General features: G+C 68.3%; 20 protein-coding genes and 3 tRNA genes. 11 read left to right on the top strand and 12 right to left on the bottom strand.

Features of this window, described 5'->3' with window-relative positions:
- Positions 1–3 precede the first annotated feature (3 nt).
- Positions 4–741, bottom strand: coding sequence for a 23S rRNA (guanosine(2251)-2'-O)-methyltransferase RlmB (gene rlmB, locus A6745_RS25165; RefSeq protein ID WP_066133580.1), 738 nt, complete (start codon positions 739–741; stop codon positions 4–6).
- A gap of 159 nt (positions 742–900) precedes the next feature.
- Positions 901–1,749, bottom strand: a complete 849-nt coding sequence (locus tag A6745_RS25160; RefSeq protein ID WP_066133578.1) for an SDR family oxidoreductase — start codon at positions 1,747–1,749, stop codon at positions 901–903.
- A gap of 97 nt (positions 1,750–1,846) precedes the next feature.
- On the opposite strand from A6745_RS25160, the gene A6745_RS25155 reads away from it, so the two are divergent.
- A complete protein-coding gene (locus A6745_RS25155; RefSeq protein WP_066133576.1) occupies positions 1,847–2,305 on the top strand; it encodes a winged helix-turn-helix transcriptional regulator in 459 nt (152 codons plus the stop codon).
- 93 nt (positions 2,306–2,398) lie between these two features.
- Here the strand turns inward: A6745_RS25155 and rnr are convergent, their stop codons facing one another.
- Positions 2,399–4,858, bottom strand: a complete 2,460-nt coding sequence (gene rnr / locus A6745_RS25150; RefSeq protein ID WP_156513540.1) for a ribonuclease R — start codon at positions 4,856–4,858, stop codon at positions 2,399–2,401.
- Between the two features lie 188 nt (positions 4,859–5,046).
- Here rnr and A6745_RS25145 point away from each other — a divergent pair.
- Positions 5,047–5,131 (top strand) — tRNA-Leu (locus A6745_RS25145).
- Positions 5,132–5,286: 155 nt separating this feature from the next.
- Here A6745_RS25145 and A6745_RS25140 read toward each other — a convergent pair.
- From A6745_RS25140 to A6745_RS25125, 4 genes are all read right to left on the bottom strand, one after another.
- Entirely contained in the window at positions 5,287–6,216 is a 930-nt protein-coding gene (locus A6745_RS25140; protein WP_066133571.1) for a phosphatidate cytidylyltransferase, read from the bottom strand.
- A gap of 16 nt (positions 6,217–6,232) precedes the next feature.
- Positions 6,233–6,856, bottom strand: a complete 624-nt coding sequence (locus tag A6745_RS25135) for a lysophospholipid acyltransferase family protein (protein ID WP_066133568.1) — start codon at positions 6,854–6,856, stop codon at positions 6,233–6,235.
- Entirely contained in the window at positions 6,853–7,029 is a 177-nt protein-coding gene (locus A6745_RS25130; RefSeq protein ID WP_156513539.1) for a hypothetical protein, read from the bottom strand. The genes A6745_RS25135 and A6745_RS25130 overlap by 4 nt, the downstream gene beginning before the upstream one ends.
- Positions 7,030–7,095: 66 nt before the next feature.
- A complete protein-coding gene (locus tag A6745_RS25125) occupies positions 7,096–7,722 on the bottom strand; it encodes a tRNA-uridine aminocarboxypropyltransferase (protein WP_066133562.1) in 627 nt (208 codons plus the stop codon).
- Between the two features lie 130 nt (positions 7,723–7,852).
- Between A6745_RS25125 and A6745_RS25120 the strand changes: the two genes are divergently transcribed.
- From A6745_RS25120 to A6745_RS25110, 3 genes are all read left to right on the top strand, one after another.
- Positions 7,853–7,937, top strand: a tRNA-Leu gene (locus A6745_RS25120).
- A gap of 371 nt (positions 7,938–8,308) precedes the next feature.
- A complete protein-coding gene (locus A6745_RS25115; RefSeq protein WP_231886105.1) occupies positions 8,309–8,938 on the top strand; it encodes a c-type cytochrome in 630 nt (209 codons plus the stop codon).
- Between the two features lie 12 nt (positions 8,939–8,950).
- Positions 8,951–10,219 carry a c-type cytochrome gene (locus A6745_RS25110; RefSeq protein WP_066133559.1) on the top strand — a complete coding sequence of 423 codons (1,269 nt, stop codon included), beginning with the start codon at positions 8,951–8,953 and terminating at the stop codon, positions 10,217–10,219.
- 33 nt (positions 10,220–10,252) lie between these two features.
- Here the strand turns inward: A6745_RS25110 and A6745_RS25105 are convergent, their stop codons facing one another.
- Positions 10,253–10,435, bottom strand: a complete 183-nt coding sequence (locus tag A6745_RS25105; protein ID WP_066133556.1) for a hypothetical protein — start codon at positions 10,433–10,435, stop codon at positions 10,253–10,255.
- Between the two features lie 31 nt (positions 10,436–10,466).
- On the opposite strand from A6745_RS25105, the gene A6745_RS25100 reads away from it, so the two are divergent.
- From A6745_RS25100 to A6745_RS25090, 3 genes are all read left to right on the top strand, one after another.
- The gene (locus A6745_RS25100; RefSeq protein WP_066134814.1) at positions 10,467–11,747 is read left to right on the top strand and encodes an arsenic transporter; all 1,281 of its coding nucleotides are present in this window, start codon (positions 10,467–10,469) and stop codon (positions 11,745–11,747) included.
- Positions 11,748–11,824: 77 nt separating this feature from the next.
- Positions 11,825–13,051: a YeeE/YedE family protein gene (locus A6745_RS25095; RefSeq protein WP_066133552.1), complete on the top strand. Its 1,227-nt coding sequence runs from the start codon at positions 11,825–11,827 to the stop codon at positions 13,049–13,051.
- Positions 13,052–13,190: 139 nt separating this feature from the next.
- Positions 13,191–14,870 (top strand): FMN-binding glutamate synthase family protein, encoded by a 1,680-nt coding sequence (locus tag A6745_RS25090; RefSeq protein WP_066133550.1) that lies wholly within the window; start codon positions 13,191–13,193, stop codon positions 14,868–14,870.
- Between the two features lie 27 nt (positions 14,871–14,897).
- Here A6745_RS25090 and A6745_RS25085 read toward each other — a convergent pair whose 3' ends face one another.
- Together A6745_RS25085 and A6745_RS25080 are read right to left on the bottom strand one after the other, a co-directional pair.
- Positions 14,898–16,286 (bottom strand): phospholipase D-like domain-containing protein, encoded by a 1,389-nt coding sequence (locus A6745_RS25085; RefSeq protein WP_066134811.1) that lies wholly within the window; start codon positions 16,284–16,286, stop codon positions 14,898–14,900.
- A 5-nt stretch (positions 16,287–16,291) separates the two neighbouring features.
- Positions 16,292–16,921, bottom strand: coding sequence for a hypothetical protein (locus A6745_RS25080; RefSeq protein ID WP_066133547.1), 630 nt, complete (start codon positions 16,919–16,921; stop codon positions 16,292–16,294).
- A gap of 339 nt (positions 16,922–17,260) precedes the next feature.
- On the opposite strand from A6745_RS25080, the gene egtD reads away from it, so the two are divergent.
- The 3 genes from egtD (at position 17,261) to A6745_RS25065 (ending at position 19,839) form a co-directional block, all read left to right on the top strand.
- The gene (gene egtD / locus A6745_RS25075) at positions 17,261–18,226 is read left to right on the top strand and encodes an L-histidine N(alpha)-methyltransferase (protein ID WP_066133546.1); all 966 of its coding nucleotides are present in this window, start codon (positions 17,261–17,263) and stop codon (positions 18,224–18,226) included.
- Between the two features lie 29 nt (positions 18,227–18,255).
- Entirely contained in the window at positions 18,256–19,599 is a 1,344-nt protein-coding gene (egtB, locus tag A6745_RS25070; RefSeq protein ID WP_082853281.1) for an ergothioneine biosynthesis protein EgtB, read from the top strand.
- Between the two features lie 163 nt (positions 19,600–19,762).
- A tRNA-Met gene (locus A6745_RS25065) sits at positions 19,763–19,839 on the top strand.
- Between the two features lie 56 nt (positions 19,840–19,895).
- Here A6745_RS25065 and A6745_RS28855 read toward each other — a convergent pair.
- Together A6745_RS28855 and A6745_RS25060 are read right to left on the bottom strand one after the other, a co-directional pair.
- Positions 19,896–20,108: a hypothetical protein gene (locus tag A6745_RS28855; protein WP_156513538.1), complete on the bottom strand. Its 213-nt coding sequence runs from the start codon at positions 20,106–20,108 to the stop codon at positions 19,896–19,898.
- A 19-nt stretch (positions 20,109–20,127) separates the two neighbouring features.
- Positions 20,128–20,733 (bottom strand): RNA polymerase sigma factor, encoded by a 606-nt coding sequence (locus A6745_RS25060; RefSeq protein WP_082853280.1) that lies wholly within the window; start codon positions 20,731–20,733, stop codon positions 20,128–20,130.
- Positions 20,734–20,799: the final 66 nt, after the last annotated feature.

Raw genomic sequence — 20,799 nt, 5'->3', positions numbered from 1 at the left:
GGCTCAGGCCTGGCGCTGCCGCACGGTTTCGTACAGGCACACGGCGCTGGCGACGCTGACGTTCAGGCTTTCGACGGAACCCAGCATGGGGATGTTGACCAGTTGGTCGCAGGTCTCGCGCGTCAGGCGGCGCATGCCCTCGCCTTCCGCGCCCATGACCCAGGCCATGGGCTGGCGCGCGTCGACGGCATGCATGCTGTCGGTGGCCTGGTCGTCGGTGCCGACCAGCCAGACGCCGCGCTCTTTCAGGCTGCGCATGGTGCGCGCCAGATTGGTGACGGTGAGGTAGGGCACGGTGTCGGCCGCACCGCAGGCCACGCGCTGCACGGTGCTGGTCAGGCCCACCGCGCGGTCGCGCGGAGCAATGACCGCGTGCACGCCGGCCGCGTCGGCCGTGCGCAGGCACGCGCCCAGATTGTGCGGGTCGGTGACGCCGTCGAGGATGAGCAGGAAGGCCGGACCCTCGATGACGTCGAGCACTTCGTCGACATCGACGGCCAGTTGGCGTTCGTCGGCCAGCGCCACCACGCCTTGATGGCGCGTGCCGCGCGACAGGCCATCCAGCCGGTCGATGGCGACGGGGTGCACGCGCCGGCCGGCGCGTTCGGCCGTCTCGATCAGGCTTTGCATGCGCTTGTCGCGCCGCGAAGCCTCGACGTAGATTTCCTTGATCGATTCGGGAGCATGGCGCAGCCGCGCGATGACCGCATGAAACCCGGCGAGGACTTGGGCCGAAGCCATAGAGCGTAATACCTTTTGATGAGCGAGGGGCGCACTGGCCGAGGGTCCGCATGAGCGGACGGCGGCGGCGCCGATCCCGCCATGTTACCGCCGCGCGCGCCGCGATGGGGCCGGCAGGGGCCGCAACGCCGGCCCCGCGCCACGCTCACCGCCGCCGTCTCAAGCCTTCAGCGTGGCGTCGACGGTGGCGGCCAGCGGCGTGGTCGGACGGCCGATCAGCCTGGACAGCGCACCGCCATCGTCGAACAGCGCGCCCTGCGAGGCGCCCACGTCCCACGAGGCGATGCCTTCGGCCAGGAAGTCCGGCAGGCCGAGCTGCTTCAGGATGGCGGCGTACTCGGCCTGCGGCAGGTCGTTGTACGGGATGTCGCGGCCGGCATGGCGCGACAGCAGCGCGGCCAGCTCGGCCATCGTCCACGCGGTATCTCCGGCCAGTTCATGGATCTTGCCTTCGTGGCCCGCGCCCGTCAGCACGGCCACGGCGGCTTCGGCATAGTCTTCACGCGTGGCCGAAGAGATCCTGCCGTTGCCGGAGCTGCCCACCAGGGCGCCATGCGCCAAGGCGCCGCCGAACGAACCGGCGTAGTTCTCGGTGTACCAGCCGTTGCGCAGCACGGTATACGCGATCCCCGACGCCTTCAGCAGCTTCTCGGTGGCCACGTGCTCATCGGCCAGGCTCAGCGGCGAACGGTCGGCATGCAGCAGGCTGGTGTAGACGATGCGCTCGACGCCGGCGCGGCGGGCGGCCTCGATCACATTGCGATGCTGGGCGACGCGCTGGCCGACTTCGCTGGACGAGATCAGCAGCAGCGTCTGCACGCCGGCCAGCGCGGCATCCAGCGAGGCGGTATCGGCGTAGTCGGCGGCGCGGGCGGACACGCCCAGGCCAGCGGCCTTCTCGGGGCTGCGCACGAGTGCCACGATATCCGCGGCGGGCACTTTCTGCTTCAGCTTGTCGACGACGATGCGGCCCAATTGGCCGGTGGCGCCGGTGATGGCGATGGTCATGGCGGAACTCCTGTTCTTGGTTTCCAGGGAAAGGAGCGCTAGACTCTACGCTTCATACTAATTTTTTGTAAGTACGCACAGAAAGGTAAGTATCGACATGAAGGCCGACCCCGCCCCCGCCGATCCGCCCGCCCGCCCGGCCTCGCTATCGGAAAAAATGCAGCGCGGCGACCTGATGGCCGTCGCCTGTCCGTCGCGCGAAGTGCTCAAGCACATGACCAGCCGCTGGGGCGTGCTGGTGCTGATCGCGCTTTTGCCCGGCACGCAGCGTTTCAGCGACCTGCGCCGCACGGTCAGCGGAGTCAGCGAGCGCATGCTGGCCCAGACGCTGCAGTGGCTGGAAGGCGACGGCATCGTGCGGCGGCGGGCCTTCAAGGTGGTGCCGCCCCACGTGGAGTACTCGTTGACGCCGCTGGGGCGCGAGGCGGCCGAGCGCGTGCAGGGCCTGGCCGACTGGATCGAAGTGAACATGCCGGCCATTACCGCGCATTGGGAAGCGGCCGGCGCGCGGCCCGAGCCGGAAAAAAGCCGGCCCGAAGACCGGCTTACTGCCTAGGCGGCGTATCGCACGGAAGGCCCCTGGCGGCGCCTCGGGCAGCGGCATCGAACATTGGATTCCGTCCGCGAGGCCCGCCGGATGGCAGACGCGCTATCGCGCGCGCGGCACCTTCTTCGCGGGCCGCGCCGCCGTCTTGGCCGGCTTGCTGGCGCGCTTGGCTTCGGCGCGGCGCTGCTTGGCCGTCTGCCCCTTCAGGGCGGCAGGCTTGGGCGCGGCGGCGCGCTTGACGCGGCGCGGCGGCTCGTCGGGGTTCTTCGCCGCCTGCTTGCGCAACGCGTCGAAGCTGGTGCCCTTGACCAGGCGGAACTCGATGCGGCGGGCTTCCAGGTCCACGCGCGCCACCTGCACCTGCACCTTGTCGGTCAGGCGGTAGCGCATGCCGGTGCGCTCGCCACGCAGTTCGTGCAGCCCGTCGTTGAACTGGAAATACTCGCCGCCCAGCTCCGAGACGTGCACCAGGCCCTCGACGTGCAGCGTATCGAGCGTGACGAAGATGCCGAAGCTGGCCACGCCGGTGACGGTGCCGCTGAAGTCCTCGCCCACGCGTTCCTTGACGAACCAGCACTTCAGCCAGGCCTCGACGTCGCGCGAAGCCTCGTCGGCGCGGCGCTCGCGGGACGACAGCAGCAGGCCCATCTTTTCCCAGATGTCGTGCTCGTGCTCTTTCTGGCTGGCGCCCACGGCCACGGGCTGGTCTTCCAGCTTGGGCACGTAGCGGTCGCCCGCCAGCAGGGCCTTGATGACACGGTGCGTCAGCAGGTCGGGATAGCGGCGGATGGGCGACGTGAAGTGCGTGTAGCCGGGATACGACAGGCCGAAGTGGCCGACGTTGTCCGGGCTGTAGATGGCCTGCTGCATCGAGCGCAGGCACATGGTCTGCAGCAGCGGGAAATCCGGACGGCCGCGCACGCTGTCCAGGAATTCGCCGTAGTCGCTGGCCGTGGGCTCTTCGCCGCCGCCCAAAGACAGGCCCATGGTGCGCAGGAATTCGCGCAGCGACTTCAGGCGCTCGGGCGTCGGGCCTTCGTGCACGCGGTACAGGCCCGGGTGCTTGCTGCGCAGCATGAAGTCGGCGGCGCAGGTGTTGGCCGCCAGCATGCATTCTTCGATCAGCTTGTGCGCATCGTTGCGCACCGAGGGCACGATCTGTTCGATGCGGCCCAGCTGGTTGCAGACGATCTTGGTCTCGACGGTATCGAAGTCGATGGCGCCGCGCTTGCGGCGCGACTGGACCAGCAGCTGGAACAGCTCGTACAGGTGCTGCACGTGCGGCAGCACGCCGCCCAAGGCCGCCGCGGCCGGACCGGTGGGCTGCTGCAGCGCGGACCAGATGTTGGTGTAGGTGGTGCGGGCCTGCGAATGCATGACCGCGTTGAAGAACTGATAGGCCGTGACCGTGCCGGCCTTGGCGCCCGTGGCCGGAATGACCATGTCGCACACCAGCACCAGCCGGTCGACGTTCGGGTTCAGCGAGCACAGGCCGTTGGACAGCGACTCGGGCAGCATGGGGATCACGCGGCGCGGGAAATATACGCTGGTGCCGCGCTCGAAGGCATCCACGTCCAGCGGGTCGTCGCTGCGCACATAGTGGCTGACGTCGGCGATGGCCACCAGCAGGCGCCAGGCGGGACGCTTGCGCGTGCCGGTGCCCAGATCCACGGGTTCGCAATAGACGGCGTCGTCGAAGTCGCGGGCGTCTTCGCCGTCGATGGTGATCAGCGGCACGTCGCGCAGGTCGACGCGGCCCTTCAGGTCGCTCTTGCGCACCACGTCGGGCAGGCGCGCGGCCTGCTTGGTCGCGGCCTCGCTGAAATCGACCGGCACGTCGAACTTGCGCACGGCGATCTCGATTTCCATGCCGGGATCGTCGATCTCGCCCAGCACCTCGTACACCCGGCCCAGCGGCTGCGTATGGCGGGTGGGCTGCGCCATGATCTCGACCGACACCACCTGCCCGTGCTGGGCGCCGTTGGTGTCGGCCGGCGGAATCAGGATGTCGTGCTTGATGCGCTGGTCTTCCGGCACCACGATGGACAGGCCATGTTCGTGCAGGAAGCGCCCCACCAGCTTGTTGGTGCGCCGCTCGATGACCTCGACGATGGTGCCTTCCGGCTTGCCCCGGTATTCGCCCGTGGGCTTGACCAGCACGCGGTCGCCATGCAGCACCTTGGACATCTCGCGGGCAGCCAGGAAGATGTCCGGACCGCCGTCATCGCGTTGCAGGAAGCCGAATCCGTCGCGGTGGCCCAGCACCTTGCCGGCCACGAAATCCAGTTTGGTCGCCAGCAGCAGCACGCCCTTGCGATTGGGCATCAGTTGGCCGTCGCGTTCCATGGCCGCCAGGCGGCGGTCGAAGCCGACCAGCGTGGCTTCCCGCTCGACGCCCATGCGCTGCGCCAGTTCTTCCGGCGACAGGGGCGCCGCGGCCGAACGCAGGGCCGTCAGGATGGCTTCGCGCGAGGGGACGTCGGGATCGAAATCGGGCGGCGCATCGGGCAAGACAGACGTGGATCGGTTGTTATTCGAGTCGTTATTCGGTCGTTTTGCCAAAGGTGAAAATCCCGTATATAATGCACAGCTTCTGTTCGCCGTAGCAATTTTTGACTCCGGCGGCTTTGCCGGATCATATTGCTGAATTAAGCAACTTCGGAAAAGCGTATCACAAAGCCGGTGCGGCGCTATTGCACCAAGGCCCCGAGAAAACAGAAGTCGCAGCAAAGAAGTCGCTGCAAAGCAGTGCCCAGGTGGCGGAATTGGTAGACGCGCACGGTTCAGGTCCGTGTGCCGCAAGGTGTGGAGGTTCGAGTCCTCTCCTGGGCACCAAGCATTTCAGTCGAAAGGCGGCTGCCAACGGTTCATGAATATGCGCCGCGCCTCTCGAAAGCCAGCTACTGGCTAGCCACCGGCAAAAGCCCGCACATGCGGGCTTTTTGTTTTTTCGGCGGCGGCTTGCCGTCCCGCTCCGGTACGGCCGACCCTCACGCGTACCAGAATCGCGTCAGGTGGAAAAAGATCGGCGCGGCGAACGCGATCGAGTCCATCCTGTCCAGCATGCCGCCATGCCCCGGAATGCTCGCGCCCCAATCCTTGGCGCCCAGCGACCGCTTCACCGCCGACAGCACCAGCCCGCCGATCACGCCCGACACCACGATGGCCAGGGCCAGCAGGCTCGCCTGCCAGGGCGGGAACGGCGTGAACGAGTACAGCGCCGCCCCCACCCCGGTGGCCAGCAGGCCGCCGCCGATCAGGCCTTCCCAGGTCTTGCCGGGACTGAGCGCCGGCGCCAGTTCGCGCCGGCCCAACAGCTTGCCGCACACATACTGCAGCACGTCGGAAACCTGCGTGACCAGCAGGAAGAACAACAGCAGCACGCCATCGGCCGCGTCATGGCCGGGAATCTCCAGGGCCATCAGCGCGGGCGCGTGGCTGATGCCGTACACGCACACCATCACCGACCACTGGATCTTGGCCGTGCGTTCCAGATAGTGCCGGGTGTCCTGCGCCACGGCCGTCATGGCCGAGATCACCAGGAAGCCATACACCGGCAGGAAGATCGCGAACAGGCCATACCAGTTGACGCCCACCAGCACGTACTGCACGGGGATCGCGACGAAGAACGCCGCGAACAGCGCGGGCCGGTCGCCTGGCCGCGTGGGCGTCAGCGACAGGAACTCCCGCAGCGACAGGAAGGACGCGCAGGCGAAGAGCACGATGGCGGGCACGCGTCCCGCCGCGATCACCGGAATACCGATGCCCACCAGCAGCCACCACGCATCCACGCGCTCGGCCAGGTTGCGGCTGGCGGCGCTGCCGCGCCCCACGCGCCAGACCAATACATGGCTGACCACGGTGGACGCGGCCAGGAAAGCGATGGTGCCCAGGGCCAGGCGCCAGAAATCGAGGTTCATGGATGGCGTCCCTGCATCAATGGCCGGGCGACAGGCGGCTGACGGCCTGGTGGGCGCGCGCCAGGAAGTCGTCCCTGGTCTCGTCGCCCACGCGGGCCAGCACCGGACCGAAGTGCACCTTGTTGATCAGCGGCAGCGGCAGCAGCGCCCCCTTGGGCAGGATGCGGTGCAGGTTCTCCAGATAGACCGGCGCCAGGTTCAGCGAGGGAAACTCCCGCGCCAGTCGGAACAGGCCGCTCTTGAAGGCGCCGGGCAACTCCTGGTCGCCGCGCGTGCCCTCGGGAAAGAAGATCAGCGACGCGCCCTCTTCCAGCGCCTGGCGCACGGGCGCCAGCGGATCGCCGCCGCCGCGCTGCCGGTCGATGAAGACCACGTTCAGGATCTTCTCCGCCACCCAGCGGCGGCTGTCGGTCTTGCACCAGTAGTCGCGCGCGGCCACCGGCCGAACCCGCGACCGCGCACGCAGCTTCAGCGCGGCCAGGATCACCAGGGTGTCCAGATGGCTGGTGTGATTGGCGAAGTAGAGCGTCTGCCGGTGGCCCGGCGGCATCTCGCCGCTGGGGTAGGCCCCGACCAGAAAACGCACCAGCCCGCACAGCAGTTCGCGCAGCACGCGATAGGTCCGCCCGCGCTGGATCATTGCGGCCCCTGCCGCGCCAGGTCGATGGCAATGGCGCGGGTGCGCGCCCAGCCGGTCGAGCCCGAGCCCGAGCCCGAGCCGACGGCGATCGGGCCCTCCGGCACGCTGGCCAGCCGCCGGGCCACCGCCTGGACGAGGCGGTCAGACCGTGAAGACACTGCCCTGCGTTCCATGCCCGCCACCTCCTCCATGCCAACGGATTCGCGAAGCATTATGCCGATGCGGGCGCGGCCTCACAATTACCGCGAACGCGGGCCCTGCCTGCGCACATGATGGCGTTCATATCGATCCTGGCCCATCGCGGCGATCTGCGCCTGGATCAGCGCGTCGAACGGACGCAGCAGCGCATCGAACGCGGCGGGCGGCTCCAGCCCGTTCAGCGCCTGCACGATGGCCTCCAGCGTGGACAAGGCCCCGGGTTCGCGCGCCCGCCGCACGCGATAACGCGATACCGAGCCCTCGGGCAGGGCCAGGCGCGGCAGCCCGGCCAGTCCGGGGTTGTGGCGCAACAGGGCGCGGGCATGGCGCCAGGTGCCATCGGGCACGACCAGGAGGCAAGGCATGCCGGAAGGCTCTGCGGGCGGCCGCCCGCCATCGGCCGACAGCACGCGCGCGCCTGGGCCGGGAAACAGCAGGTGCGGCGCATGGCCGGGCGCCTGCCACTGCTCGGGCGCGAAACGCTCGCCGACCAGCAGTTGGGCGTTGGGCAGGCCCAGCACCGCCAGCCGCGCCGTGTTCAATGCGTGGCGCGCCTCGTCGGGATGCTGCAGCACCACCACCCGCGTGGCGCTGGGCAACGAGGGAATCAGAGGACAAAGACAGTGGGCCAGTGGCCTCGTGCAGCGGGGGCAGACAGGTCGACTCATGGGCGAACTATAAATATTTTAAAAAAGTCGCCATCGACTTGCACAAACCCAAAAACACATGCATAATCTCGTTCCTCTGCTGCTGACACAGCGAATCGCGAAAAACGAGACGCTTGCGGAAACAGACAATGCCCAGGTGGCGGAATTGGTAGACGCGCACGGTTCAGGTCCGTGTGCCGCAAGGTGTGGAGGTTCGAGTCCTCTCCTGGGCACCACCGCTTTAGTACTCGCAGCATGGCTGACACTACCAAGTCAGCAAACGCAGGAAGCCACGCAATCGCGTGGCTTTTTTGCTTTCCGGCTCGGATATGTCCTATCCGGCAGCCGTCTGTGGCCTGCAAAGCCCGGCCCATCGCCATCGCCCTTCTGTACCGACCCCGACCCGCCGTCGTATGCTTGCATCCGGCAGATCCCATTCCACGTCCGCTCCCCGGCGCACGCCATAACGACAAAGCCGATGCCGAACGCCTCCTGTACGCCCCGTGCCGCGCGCCGTCGCGGCAGCACGCCGCTGGTGGGCTGCGCGCTTGCCGCGCTCGCCATCCTCATTCTTTGCGTCCCCACGCACGCCGCCGAACCCGCCGCCATGCAGCCTGGCACCATGGCCGCCCGCGTGGCGGCCTGTACGGCCTGCCACGGCGAGCAGGGCCGCGCCGGCAACGATGGCTACTATCCCCGGCTGGCCGGCAAGCCGCAGGACTACCTGTATCACCAACTGCTGAATTTCCGCGATGGACGCCGGCAGTACCGGCCCATGCAGCATCTGCTGGCGAACCTGCCGGATGCCTATCTGCACGAGATCGCCGGCTACTTCGCCGAGCAGCACGTGCCCTATCCGCCGCCCTCGCCGGCCAGCGTGCCCGCGGCACAACTGGAACAGGGCCGCAGGCTGATCATGCAAGGCGATCCCGCCCGCGGGCTGGCCGCCTGCGCGGCCTGCCATGGCGCGGGCCTGGGCGGCATGCTGCCCGCCATTCCCGGCTTGCTGGGCTTGCCGCGCGACTACCTCGTATCGCAGATAGGCGGCTGGAAGAATGCCCGCCGCCAGGCCGCCGCGCCGGATTGCATGGCCGACGTGGCCGACAAGCTGACGCCGGAAGACATCAGCGCGGTCTCCGCCTGGCTGGCCTCGCAGCCCGTGGGCGCCGCCTACGCGCCGCAGGCCGCCGGATCGGCCGCCCTGCCCGCCCAGTGCGGCAGCCAGTCACCTCGCTGAACGGGATCATCCATGAGACGGATTGCACGCATCCTGCTGGCCTTGCTGCTGCTGTGCGCAGGGTCCGCCGGCATCACGCACTGGCTGGGCACGCGCGAGGACGCCGGCCCGGCCGCGATCGCCGCCACCGACCCCGCCGCCCAGCTCGACCGTGGCCGCTATCTGGCCTCGATCGGCAACTGCATGACCTGCCACACCGCCCGCGACGGCAAGCCCTACGCCGGCGGCGCCCCGGTGCCCACGCCCTTCGGCACGCTGTACGGCCCCAACATCACCCCCGATCCCCAGACCGGCATCGGCGCGTGGACGGCCGACGATTTCTGGAACGCCCTGCACAACGGCAAGTCGCGCGACGGCACGCTGCTGTATCCGGCCTTTCCGTTCACGGAGTACACGAACGTCTCGCGGGCGGACTCGGATGCGCTCCATGCCTACCTGCGCACCGTGCCACCCGTGAGCCAGCCCAGCCGCCCGCCCGAGCTGCGCTTTCCGTACGACCAACGGCCGCTGCTGGCGGCATGGCGCGCGCTGTATTTCACGCCCGGCACGCCGGCCGAAGACAGCGGGCAATCGCCGCAATGGAATCGCGGCCGCTATCTGGTGCGGGGCCTGGGCCACTGCGCGGCCTGCCACGCGCCGCGCAACGGCCTGGGCGCCACGATGGACGGCGCGGGCCTGGGCGGCGGCCTGATTCCGATGCTGGACTGGTATGCCCCACCGCTGAACGGCGCGCCCGCGACCGGCCTGGGCAACTGGCAGGCCGAAGACATCGCCGCGCTGCTGCGCACCGGCATGGCGGCGCACTCCACCGCCAGCGGCCCCATGGCCGAAGTGGTCCAGCGCAGTACGCAACACCTGAGCGCCAGCGATGCCTCAGCCATCGGCGTCTACCTGAAAAGCCTGCCCTCCGCCGCGCCGCCGGCCCGCCATCCCCCGCCGCCCCAGGCGTCGCTGGATGCCGGAGGCAAGCTGTACGCCCAGCACTGCGTGCAATGCCACCAGGCATCGGGGGAAGGCCACACGCGGGCCTGGCCGCCGCTGGCGGGCAATCCCACCGTGACCGCGGCCTCGCCCATCAACGCCATCCGCATGGTGCTGGACGGCGGATTCGCGCCGGCCACCGCGGAAAACCCGCGGCCGCACGGCATGCCGCCGTTCGGCCAGATACTGAATGACAACGACGCGGCGCTGCTGGTGACCTACATCCGCAACAGCTGGGGCAACGCGGCCGGGCCGGTGACGCCGCTGGAAGTGAAGCGGGCCAGAGCCTCGGCGAACTGAACACCGGACGAAGGCCCGGGCACGGCGCACGGTTCAGTCCGGCATCCCGCGCATCGACACCTGCGGGATGCCCGCCTCGATGAATGCCTCGCCGCACACGGCATCCATGTCGTCGATCTCCGGCGGCGCGGATTGCTGGACATGCGGCTTCCTTCCCATATGGCCGCAAGCGCGCGATTCCGCCAGCGATCCGCAGCCCGGGAAACAGGCTACCATCGCGGCTTTCCTACCCTTGCAACGCCGCACCATGCCGCTCGCCGCCGCCATCTTCGCCCTGACCCTGGTGCTCGTCATCGCCCAGCCACGCGGCCTGGGCATCGGCTGGAGCGCCTGCATCGGCGCGGCGCTGGCCCTGCTGACCGGCGTGGTGCACTGGACCGACATCGGCGCGGTCTGGCACGTCGTCTGGAATGCCACCGCCACCTTCATCGCCATCATCATCACCAGCCTGGTCCTGGACCGCGCCGGTTTCTTCGAATGGGCCGCCCTGCACGTGGCCCGCTGGGGAGGCGGCAGCGGCAGGCGCCTGTTCGTGCTGATCGTGCTGCTGGGCGCCATGGTCACCGCCCTGTTCGCCAACGACGGCGCGGCGCTGATCCTCACGCCCATCGTCATGGAAATGCTGCTGGCGCTGGGCTTCGCGCCGGCCGCCACCCTGGCTTTCGTGATGGCGGCGGGCTTCGTGGCCGATACCGCCAGCATTCCGCTGATCGTCTCCAACCTGGTCAACATCGTCTCGGCCGACTTCTTCGACATCGGCTTCGGCCGCTATGCGTCCGTGATGGTGCCGGTCAACTTCGCCGCGGTGGCCGCCACGCTGGCGGTGCTGATGCTGTTCTTCCGGCGCGGCATTCCCGCGCGCTACGACGTGTCGCAATTGCCCGAGCCGCGCAGCGCCGTGCGCGATCCGGTCACGTTCCGCGCCGGCTGGGTAGTGCTGACGCTGCTGCTGGCGGGCTTCTTCGTGCTGGAACCCCTGGGCATTCCGATCAGCGCCATCGCCGCCGCCGGCACCGCCGGACTGCTGCTGGTGGCGGGACGCCAGCACATCGTCGGCACGCGCCGCATCATGCGCGAAGCGCCCTGGCACATCGTGGTGTTCTCGCTGGGCATGTACCTGGTGGTGTATGGGCTGCGCAACGCCGGCCTCACCGCCTACCTGACCACGGTGCTCGACCGCTGCGCTGAACACGGTGTGTGGGGCGCGGCCATGGGCACGGGCCTGATCACCGCGCTGCTATCTTCGGTGATGAACAATCTGCCCACCGTGCTGGTCGGCGCGCTGTCCATCGCCGACACCACGGCCACCGGCGCGGTGCGCGATGCCATGATCTACGCCAACGTGATCGGCAGCGACCTCGGCCCCAAGATCACCCCCATCGGCAGCCTGGCCACGCTGCTGTGGCTGCACGTGCTGGCGCGCAAGGGGCTGACCATCGGCTGGGGCTACTACTTCCGCGTGGGCATCGTGCTGACGCTGCCGGTGCTGGTGGTGACGCTGGCCGCGCTGGCGTGGCGGCTGTCCTGATTTCTTATTTCCATTGGAAATTAAAAAATCAAGATTGATTATTTTGAGAGATTAAAAGCCATCGCTAGACTGCCGCGATGCGTCAAACCGCCCCCATCCTGCCCTTCCCTTCGGCGCTTGCGCCGATCCGTATCAATCGCAAGCCGCTCTGGATCGCCTTGCTGCTGGTCCTGGCCGGCGCGGCCTATCTGCTGGAAACCGTCGGCTGGCGCCAGAGCGCGCTGTGGATCACCGGCGCGCTGCTGGGCATCACGCTGTACCACGCCTCGTTCGGCTTCACGCAGGCCTTCCGGGTCTTCGTCTCCGACCGGCGCGCAGCCGGCCTGCGCGCACAGATGATCATGCTGTCGGTCGGCGTGCTGCTGTTCTTCCCGATCCTGGCGGGCGGCTCGCTGTTCGGCCAGCCGGTCAATGGCCTGGTGTCGCCGGCCGGCGTGTCCGTGCTGCTGGGCGCCTTCCTGTTCGGCATCGGCATGCAGCTGGGCGGCGGCTGCGCGTCCGGCACGCTGTTCGCGGTCGGCGGCGGCAACACCCGCATGATCGTCACGCTGCTGTTCTTCATCATCGGCTCGGTGCTGGGCACCGCGCATTTTCCCTGGTGGTCGGCCCTGCCGGCGCTGCCGCCCACCTCGCTGGTCAAGTCCTGGGGCGTGCCCGCCGCGCTGGCCGCCAACCTGGCCGTGTTCGCCGCCATCGCCGGGATCTCCACCGTGCTGGAGAAGCGCCGCCACGGCCACCTGGTCTCCACCTCGACCGGCACCGGCACGCCCGCCTCGCTGCTGCGCGGTCCCTGGCCGCTGGTCTGGGGCGGCATCGCCCTGGTCGTTCTGAACCTCGCCACACTGGCCCTGGCCGGCCGCCCGTGGGGCATCACCTCGGCCTTCGCGCTGTGGGGCGCCAAGACCCTGGACGGCCTCGGCATGGACGTCGCCAGCTGGACCTACTGGACCCGGCAGCAGGCCTCGCTGGCCGCGCCGCTGCGCCAGGACGTCACCACCGTCATGGACATCGGGCTGATGCTGGGCGCGCTGGCCGCGGCTTGCGCCGCCGGCAAGTTCGCCCCCGTCTGGAAAGTGCCCGCCCGGCAACTGGCGGGCGCAGTGGTCGGCGGCCTGCTGCTGGGCTACGGCGCCCGCCTGGCCTACGGCTGCAACATCGGCGCATACTTCAGCGGCATCCTGTCGGGCAGCCTGCATGCCTGGCTGTGGCTGCCCGCCGCTTTCGTGGGCAACGTGATCGGCGTGCGCCTGCGCCCCGCCTTCGGCCTGGCCGTCGAGAAGACTCCGGCGCCGTCGAGCTGCTGACCTTTCCGGCGGCACGCCAGCCGCCGCCCATCATCTCGGGCGCGCCGCCGCTTTCCGGGCACTGAACGGCGCCGCCCCGCGGTATCAGCGGTGATGCGCATCTGTTATGGTGCCTCCATCCTCGATCAGGAGAGATGGGATGAGTTGGATTGCCGGCCGCTTCACGGCCTTTGCATTGATGATGATGGGCGCCGCGATCACGCTGGCGCTGGCCGCGGCGGTATCGGCCTGGTGGCTGTTCGCCGCCCTGCCGCTGACGGCGCTGGCGCTGCTGGGCGTCTACGACATGATCCAGACGCGCCACGCCATCCGGCGCAACTACCCGGTGCTGGGCAACCTGCGCTTCCTGTTCGAATTCATCCGGCCCGAGATCCGCCAGTACTTCCTGGAAGACGATACCCAGGCCGCGCCCTTCTCGCGCGCGCAGCGCTCCATCGTCTACCAGCGCGCCAAGGAAGAGATCGACAAGCGTCCCTTCGGCACGCAGGAAGACGTCTACGGCGACCGCTACGAGTGGATCAACCACTCGATGACTCCAGCCCACGTGGCCGATGCGGATTTCCGCGTGAGCGTCGGCGGCCCCGACTGCAAGCAGCCGTACTCCATGTCGGCCTTCAACATCTCGGCCATGAGCTTCGGCGCGCTGTCGGCCAACGCCGTGCTGGCGCTGAACGAAGGCGCGCGCCAGGGCAACTTCGCGCACGACACCGGCGAAGGCGGCATCAGCCGCTACCATCGGCAGCCGGGCGGCGCGCTGGTGTGGAACATCGGCTCGGGCTACTTCGGCTGCCGCGACGAAAACGGCGGATTCTCGGAAGAAGCCTTCGCGCGCAATGCCGCCCTGCCACAGGTGAAGATGATCGAGATCAAGCTGTCGCAAGGCGCCAAGCCCGGCCATGGCGGCATCCTGCCCGCCGGCAAGGTCACCATCGAGATCGCCGAGGCGCGCGGCGTGCAGCCCTGGCGCGATTGCAATTCGCCTTCCAGCCACAGCGCCTTCAACTCGCCCATCGGCCTGATGCACTTCATCACGCGGCTGCGCGAGCTGTCCGGCGGCAAACCCGTGGGCTTCAAGTTCTGCATGGGCCACCCCTGGGAATGGTTCGCCATGGTGAAGGCCATGCTGGAAACCGGCATCACGCCCGACTTCATCGTGGTCGACGGCGCGGAAGGCGGCACGGGCGCCGCGCCGGTCGAATTCGTCGACCACGTCGGCACGCCGCTGCGCGAAGCGCTGCGCCTGGTGCACAACACGCTGATCGGCGTGAACCTGCGCGACCGTATCCGCATCGGCGCGTCGGGCAAGATCATCACCGCCTTCGACATGGCGCGCGCCATGGCCCTGGGCGCCGACTGGTGCAACGCCGCGCGCGGCTTCATGTTCGCCATCGGCTGTATCCAGGCGCAGGCCTGCCACACCGGCAAGTGCCCCACCGGCGTCACCACGCAGGACCCGCTGCGCCAGCGCGCGCTGGTGGTGCCGGACAAGGCACAGCGCGTGGCGCACTTCCACCGCAACACGCAGCACGCCCTGGCCGAACTGATCGGCGCGGCGGGCCTGACGCATCCCAGCCAGCTGCGTCCGCATCACATCGCGCGGCGCGTGTCTTCTTCCGAAGTGCGCCTGCTGTCCGCGATCTTTCCCGAACTGGCGCCGGGCGAACTGCTGCGCGGCGAGTTCCGCCACGACGTCTATCGCGTGGGCTGGGGCATGGCGCGCGCCGATTCGTTCCAGCCGGCGACCGACATCACGTCGGCCCTGGCGCAACTGAACCGGCCCGACCAGCCGACGGAACCGCTGCAACCGGCGGCGGCCTGAGCTGGAAGCGGCCGACCGGAGACTTCATCACAACCAGCGCTCGAACAGGCGCGACACGCCTTCCATCACGCGCTCGCCCACGCCACGGTCTTCCCAGGCCTGCAGATCCACCGCAGTGGCGTTGGCCACGTCCTGCTTGAACATGGCCTCCATCTGATTGCCGAACTCGCTGCCAAGGATGACCGCATTCACCTCGTAGTTCAGCGCGAAGCTGCGCCAGTCCATATTGCTGGATCCGACGGTGGACCAGACGCCATCCACCACCGCCGTCTTCGCATGCAGCAAGGCGTCGCGCCGCTCGTAGATCTTCACGCCAGCACGCAGCAACTCGCCATAGTGGGATTGCCCCGCATACAGCACCAGCGATGAATCGCTGAAGCCGGGCAGCACCATCCGCACCTCCACGCCGCGCCGCGCCGCATCGGCCAGCACCTCGACGAACGCGGGATCCGGCGCGAAATACGCCATGGTGATGTGGATGGAGCGCCGCGCGCTGGCGAAGGCCGACATCATCGTCAGGTACACCGTATATCCATCGGCATCGTCGGGCTGGTTGGCCAGGATGCGCACCGCCAGGCCACCCTGCCTGGCGGGCGGCGCCAGCGTGATCCATTCGGTCAGCGCAGGGCCCTTCTGCGAGGCCCAGCCCTCACGGATCACCTGTTCCAACTGCGCGACGCCGGGTCCGCGGATCTCGACGTGCGTATCGCGCCACGGCGCATCGCCCTTCCCGTCTCCACCCGAGGCCGACGCGCTGCTGGCGCGCGACGAATACACACCGCTGATGTTCATGCCGCCCAGATACCCCACCTGGCCGTCCACCACCAGCACCTTGCGATGGTTGCGCTGGTTCGGCGACCATCCCGCGCGCGCCTCGACCGGGTTGAGCGGATTGAACACCGCCACCTGCACGCCGGCGTCGCGCAACTGCTGGAACATGGCATCGGAAGTGTCCATCGTGCCAACGGCGTCCACCATGAGCGCCACCTCGACGTGGCGGCGGCTGGCGGCGATCAACGCTTCGACGAATCGCTGTCCATCCTCGTCATCGTCGAAGATATAGCTTTCCATGTGGACGTAGCGCCGCGCCTGGCCGATCGCGCGCAACATGGCGTCGTAGGCCGTGGGGCCGTCCTCCAGCAGCTCGACCCTGTTGCCGGACGACAGGGGCGTGCCGCTTACCGCCTGTTCCACTTCCAGATGGTAGGCGAGGAAGTCATGCTGCGAGGAGTGCTGCGCGGCCAGGTCCTGGCCGCGCTCGTAGCTTTGCCAACCGAGGTCGGCCGACCGCGCGGACTGCTGCCCGCGCTCGCGCAATAAGGCGGTGTCGGGAACGCTGGCGCAGGCCGCCAGCAGGACGGCCAGCCCCGCCGCGCCGGCGCGCGCCAGCCGCGTCAGGAGGGGAAAGGCACGTATCGCATTCAAGGCTGCCACTGCGTGCGGCGCCCGGCGGGAGCGGGCCGTGCCCCGGCCGTGCGGGCGGCGGCCACGGTCAGCCAGGTACGCGGCTGCGCCAGGGGCTTGGGCGCGGGAGCCCAGTGTTCGGACACCTGCCACGGCCCACGCGCCTGATCCACCTGTACTCCGCCCGCGTCACGCAGCAGCGCCGTCACCATCGGCACTCCGGCCGGATGCACCTGCACCGCCACCAGGATGGCTTTGCCGAACAGGCCGCTGTCCAGGCCACCTGCCTGTCCCGGCAGGCCGCCCACCATCCACAGTCCACCCAGCAATGCGCCGATGTAGCCCCCCGCCGCGCCGCCGGCGGCCAAGGCCATGCCGTCGCTCCACTCGGGCAGGGAGAACAGGGCGGCGCCGATCAGCGCGCCCAGCGCCGACACCGCGGCCAGGACGGACACTGCGCCCTTGCGCCCGACCACCGACCCCAGTTCGGGGCCGCCTCGCAAGCCATGCTCGCCGAGATCCCCCAGGGAGGAATCCCCGTGGAACATGCTGACTGCCTCTTCCGCGAAGCCGTCCGCGACCAAGGCGTGCGCCGCGCTGCGGGCGGAAGCAATACTATCGAACCGGGCAACGACGATGGTGGACATACGAGCCTCCTGGCAGGTGCGGCTGCAACAGCTCGGACTGTTGCAACACGATGGCCTTATTCTTACCAAAGCGGCCTGGGTGCGCCCTGAGGATTGGCAACGGGCCGTAGCACGGTATGTCTGTCGGGTGAAAAACCAGCCTCCACGCCGCATTTCGTAAAAGTCGTTTGCAATCCGGCAAGGCTTGCTTGACACCCCCTGCGGGCCAGCAGGCACAATAAGAAAAAAGAATAAGAAACCACCCGCAGGGCATGAAAAGTCGGTCCGCCAGGGTAGAAAAAAGCCTAACGGCTCGCACAGCGCTTCCCCCTTCCCCCACTTCAGGATGGACCCGAACGCATGGCACGCTCCCTGACCTCCCTGGCGCCGGATTCCGCCGCCCCCGCTTCCCGCACCGGTTCCGCCGCCGACGAGTTGCGGGCCGGCCTGACCGCCGCCGCCGCCACCATCAGCCCGAAATACCTGTATGACCAACTGGGTTCCAGCCTTTTCACGGCGCTGACCCTGCTGCCCGAGTACTACCCCACCCGCTGCGAGGCCGAGATCCTGCGCGAGCAGGCCGCCCATATCGCCCGCCAGGTGGGCCGCGTCGAATCGCTGATCGACCTGGGCGCGGGCGACTGCGTGAAGGCGGAGAAGCTGTTCCCCGTGCTCAAGCCCGCGCGCTATGTTCCCATCGACATCTCGGCCGACTACCTGAACGATGCGGTGGCGCGTCTGCGCCATGCGCATCCCGGCCTGGACATCTGCGCACTGGGCCGCGACTTCTCGCATGCCTTCGAACTGCCCGAGGCGGTGCCCGCGGAAGGCCGGCTGTTCTTTTATCCTGGCTCCAGCATCGGCAACCTGACGCCCGACGAAGCCCTGGGCCTGCTGCAGCGCATCCGCGCGCTGTGCCCGGGCGGCGGCCTGCTGGTGGGCGTGGATCGCGTCAAGCCGCGCAGCGTGCTCGAACCCGCCTACGACGATGCGATCGGCCTGACCGGCGCCTTCAACCTGAACATGCTGCGGCACGTGAACACGCTGCTGGGCAGCAACTTCCGTGTCGAGGACTGGCGTCACGAAGCGCATTTCAACGAGACCGAATCCCGTGTGGAAATGCACCTGCGCGCCGCCTGCGACGTGCTGGTGAAGTGGCCGGGCGGCGAGCGCCGTTTCGCTCGCGGCCAGAGCATCCATACCGAAAGCTCGTACAAGTACACCGTGGAAGGCTTTGCCTCGCTGCTGCGCGAAGCGGGCTTCGATGAAGTGCAACACTGGTCCGACCGGCGCGACTGGTTCTCCGTCTTCAGCGCGCGCGCCTGATGCGAGTCTTACCCTTTCCAGGAGTCCCGATGGACCCCTCCTGCCTGTTGACCCATCCGGGCGCGGCCGCGTCCGCCCTGCCGCGCGCCGAACGCACGGCCTCGCAGCGCTACGAGGGCGTGCGCGGCCAGAGCGTCGCACTGGCCGCGCCGCTCAGCCCGGAGGATTGCCAGGCGCAATCCATGCCGGACTGCAGCCCCGTCAAATGGCACCTGGCGCATACCACGTGGTTCTTCGAGACCTTCGTCATCGGCCGTTTCGATCCTGGCCGCGCGCCCTTTCATCCGCAATACCGGATGCTGTTCAACTCCTATTACAACGCCATCGGCGACAAGCATCCGCGTCCGCAGCGCGGCCTGCTGACGCGCCCGCCGCTGGCCGACGTGCTGCGCTACCGCGAACACGTCGATGCGGCGATGCACACGCTGCTGGCGCGTCACGCCGGCGATGCGGAATTCGAGGCGTTGGTCATCCTGGGGCTCAACCACGAGCAGCAGCACCAGGAATTGATCCTGACCGACCTGAAGCACCTGCTGTCGTGCAATCCCCTGCGGCCGGCGTACCGCGAGGAATCCCCCGCCGGCAGCCTGCCGCCTGGCACGCGGGCAGGATGGACACGCTACGACGGCGGCATCGTGCGGCTGGGCCACGAAGGCGCGGGCTTCGCGTTCGACAACGAAAGCCCCGCCCACGACGCGTTGCTGCGCCCCTATTGCCTGGCCAACCGGCTGGTCACGCAGGGCGAGTATCTTGAGTTCATGCTGGACGGCGGCTATCGGCGTCCGGAGTTCTGGCTGTCGCTGGGCTGGGACATGGTCAACAGCGCCGGCTGGCGCGCGCCGATGTACTGGGAAGGGCAGAAGCGCGACTGGCAGGCTTTCACGCTGCATGGCATGCAGCCGATCGATCCGCACGCGCCGGTCACGCATGTCAGCTATTTCGAGGCGGACGCGTATGCTCGCTGGGCTCGCGCGCGATTGCCGCGAGAAGGCGAATGGGAACACGCGGCGCGACTGCGCGACGCGGCCTTGGCGGGTACGGGCAGCGCGCAGTCCGAAGGACGCGCCAACATGCTCGAAAGCGGCCATCTGCAGCCCCGCAGCGCCCCGGCGGGCGACGGCGCCGGCCCCAGCCAGATGTATGGCGACGTGTGGGAATGGACGAGCAGTTCCTACGATGCCTATCCCGGCTTCATGCCGCCGGAAGGCGCCGTGGGCGAATACAACGGCAAGTTCATGTGCAACCAGTACGTGCTGCGTGGCGGATCGTGCGCCACGCCCAGGGACCACATCCGTGCGAGCTACCGGAATTTCTTTCCGGCGGATGCGCGGTGGCAGTTCTCGGGAATCCGGCTGGCGTTGGATGCCTCGTAGCGGCCGAGGCGAAGATCGATGTTCTTTTTGGATGACGCTTGCGCGACAGAAATTTATTGTGCTAGAATTTCGTTCTTCGCTTGACGCAGCTTAGCAAGACAAAGCGCGCCAAACGAAGCAGCATCGACGAAGAAGCGACGAAAAGCAATCTTTTAGATGCGTTGGCGCATTAGCTCAGCCGGTTAGAGCGACGGAATCATAATCCGCAGGTCCCCTGTTCGAATCAGGGATGCGCCACCAGGAATTATCAAGGGCTTAGCGATGACTCGCTAAGCCCTTTTTCACATCTGGCGGCCTCAAATTCGACTGCTGTCCGAATCGGACCGGCAGGCGGCATGGACCGAGGCCTGACCGATGCCGCTGCCGGCCGCATCAAGACCTTTGATGCGGCTCATCGCACGGGGCGCGACAGCGGCGACGGGTCGATGTGGACGCGCTCGGCGGCGCGGCCGAAGTGCAGTGAGTGCTTCGGCCAGGGCGAGGAAGTCGCGCAGATGGCGGATGTCCATGCCCAGGCCCCTCCAAGGTTCAGACTGCCCGCTCGCGGTGCGGGCGTCCCCGCGCGCCGGACTCGGCCATCGCGCCGGCGCAGCAGGCCAGCGCCTGGCGCAATACGGTGTCCAGGGTGTGCAGGGAAAGGCCATAGGTCGCCGCCACCTGGGCGCGTGTGCGGCCTTCGGCGTGCAGGTCGAACAGCACGCAGCGGTGCCGGAACGGCAGGCCGTGCAGGGCCTCGTCCAGCCGTGCCAGCAGAGAGCGTGCCTCGGCGGCCCGCTCCGGCCCCGGCTGCTGGTCAGGCAGATCAACGTCGCTGTCCACGACGGACAGCGCCACGGTGCGCGTCTCGCCGCGCAGGCGGTCCACCGCCGCGTTGCGCGCAATGCGGTACACATAGGCGTTGGGATTCTGCACACGCGCCGGCAGCGCCATGTTGCCCAGCCGCAGCCAGGCCTCGTGCAGGCTCTCGCTGGCCAGGTCGGCGCAGCCCAGATCATGCGCCAGACGGCGGTGCAGCCCGCCGTAGTGACGCACCAGGTGATGGCGCAGCGCGGCCGCGCTGCCGCCTTGGGACGCGCCGACGGCATAGCCTGCCTCGGCGGCGAACTCGGCGTAGAACGGAACACTCATATCCATGCGGATACCCTCGTCGGTACTGGCGTTGCCGATTGTTCGGCGTAAGCCGTCCCTGCCTGTCCCGCA

This window comes from Bordetella ansorpii, from assembly GCF_900078705.1.
GTDB classification, from domain to species: Bacteria; Pseudomonadota; Gammaproteobacteria; order Burkholderiales; family Burkholderiaceae_B; genus Bordetella; species Bordetella ansorpii_A.
Note: the sequence above shows the minus strand (reverse complement) of the source record. Positions and strands in the feature narration are given on the sequence as shown.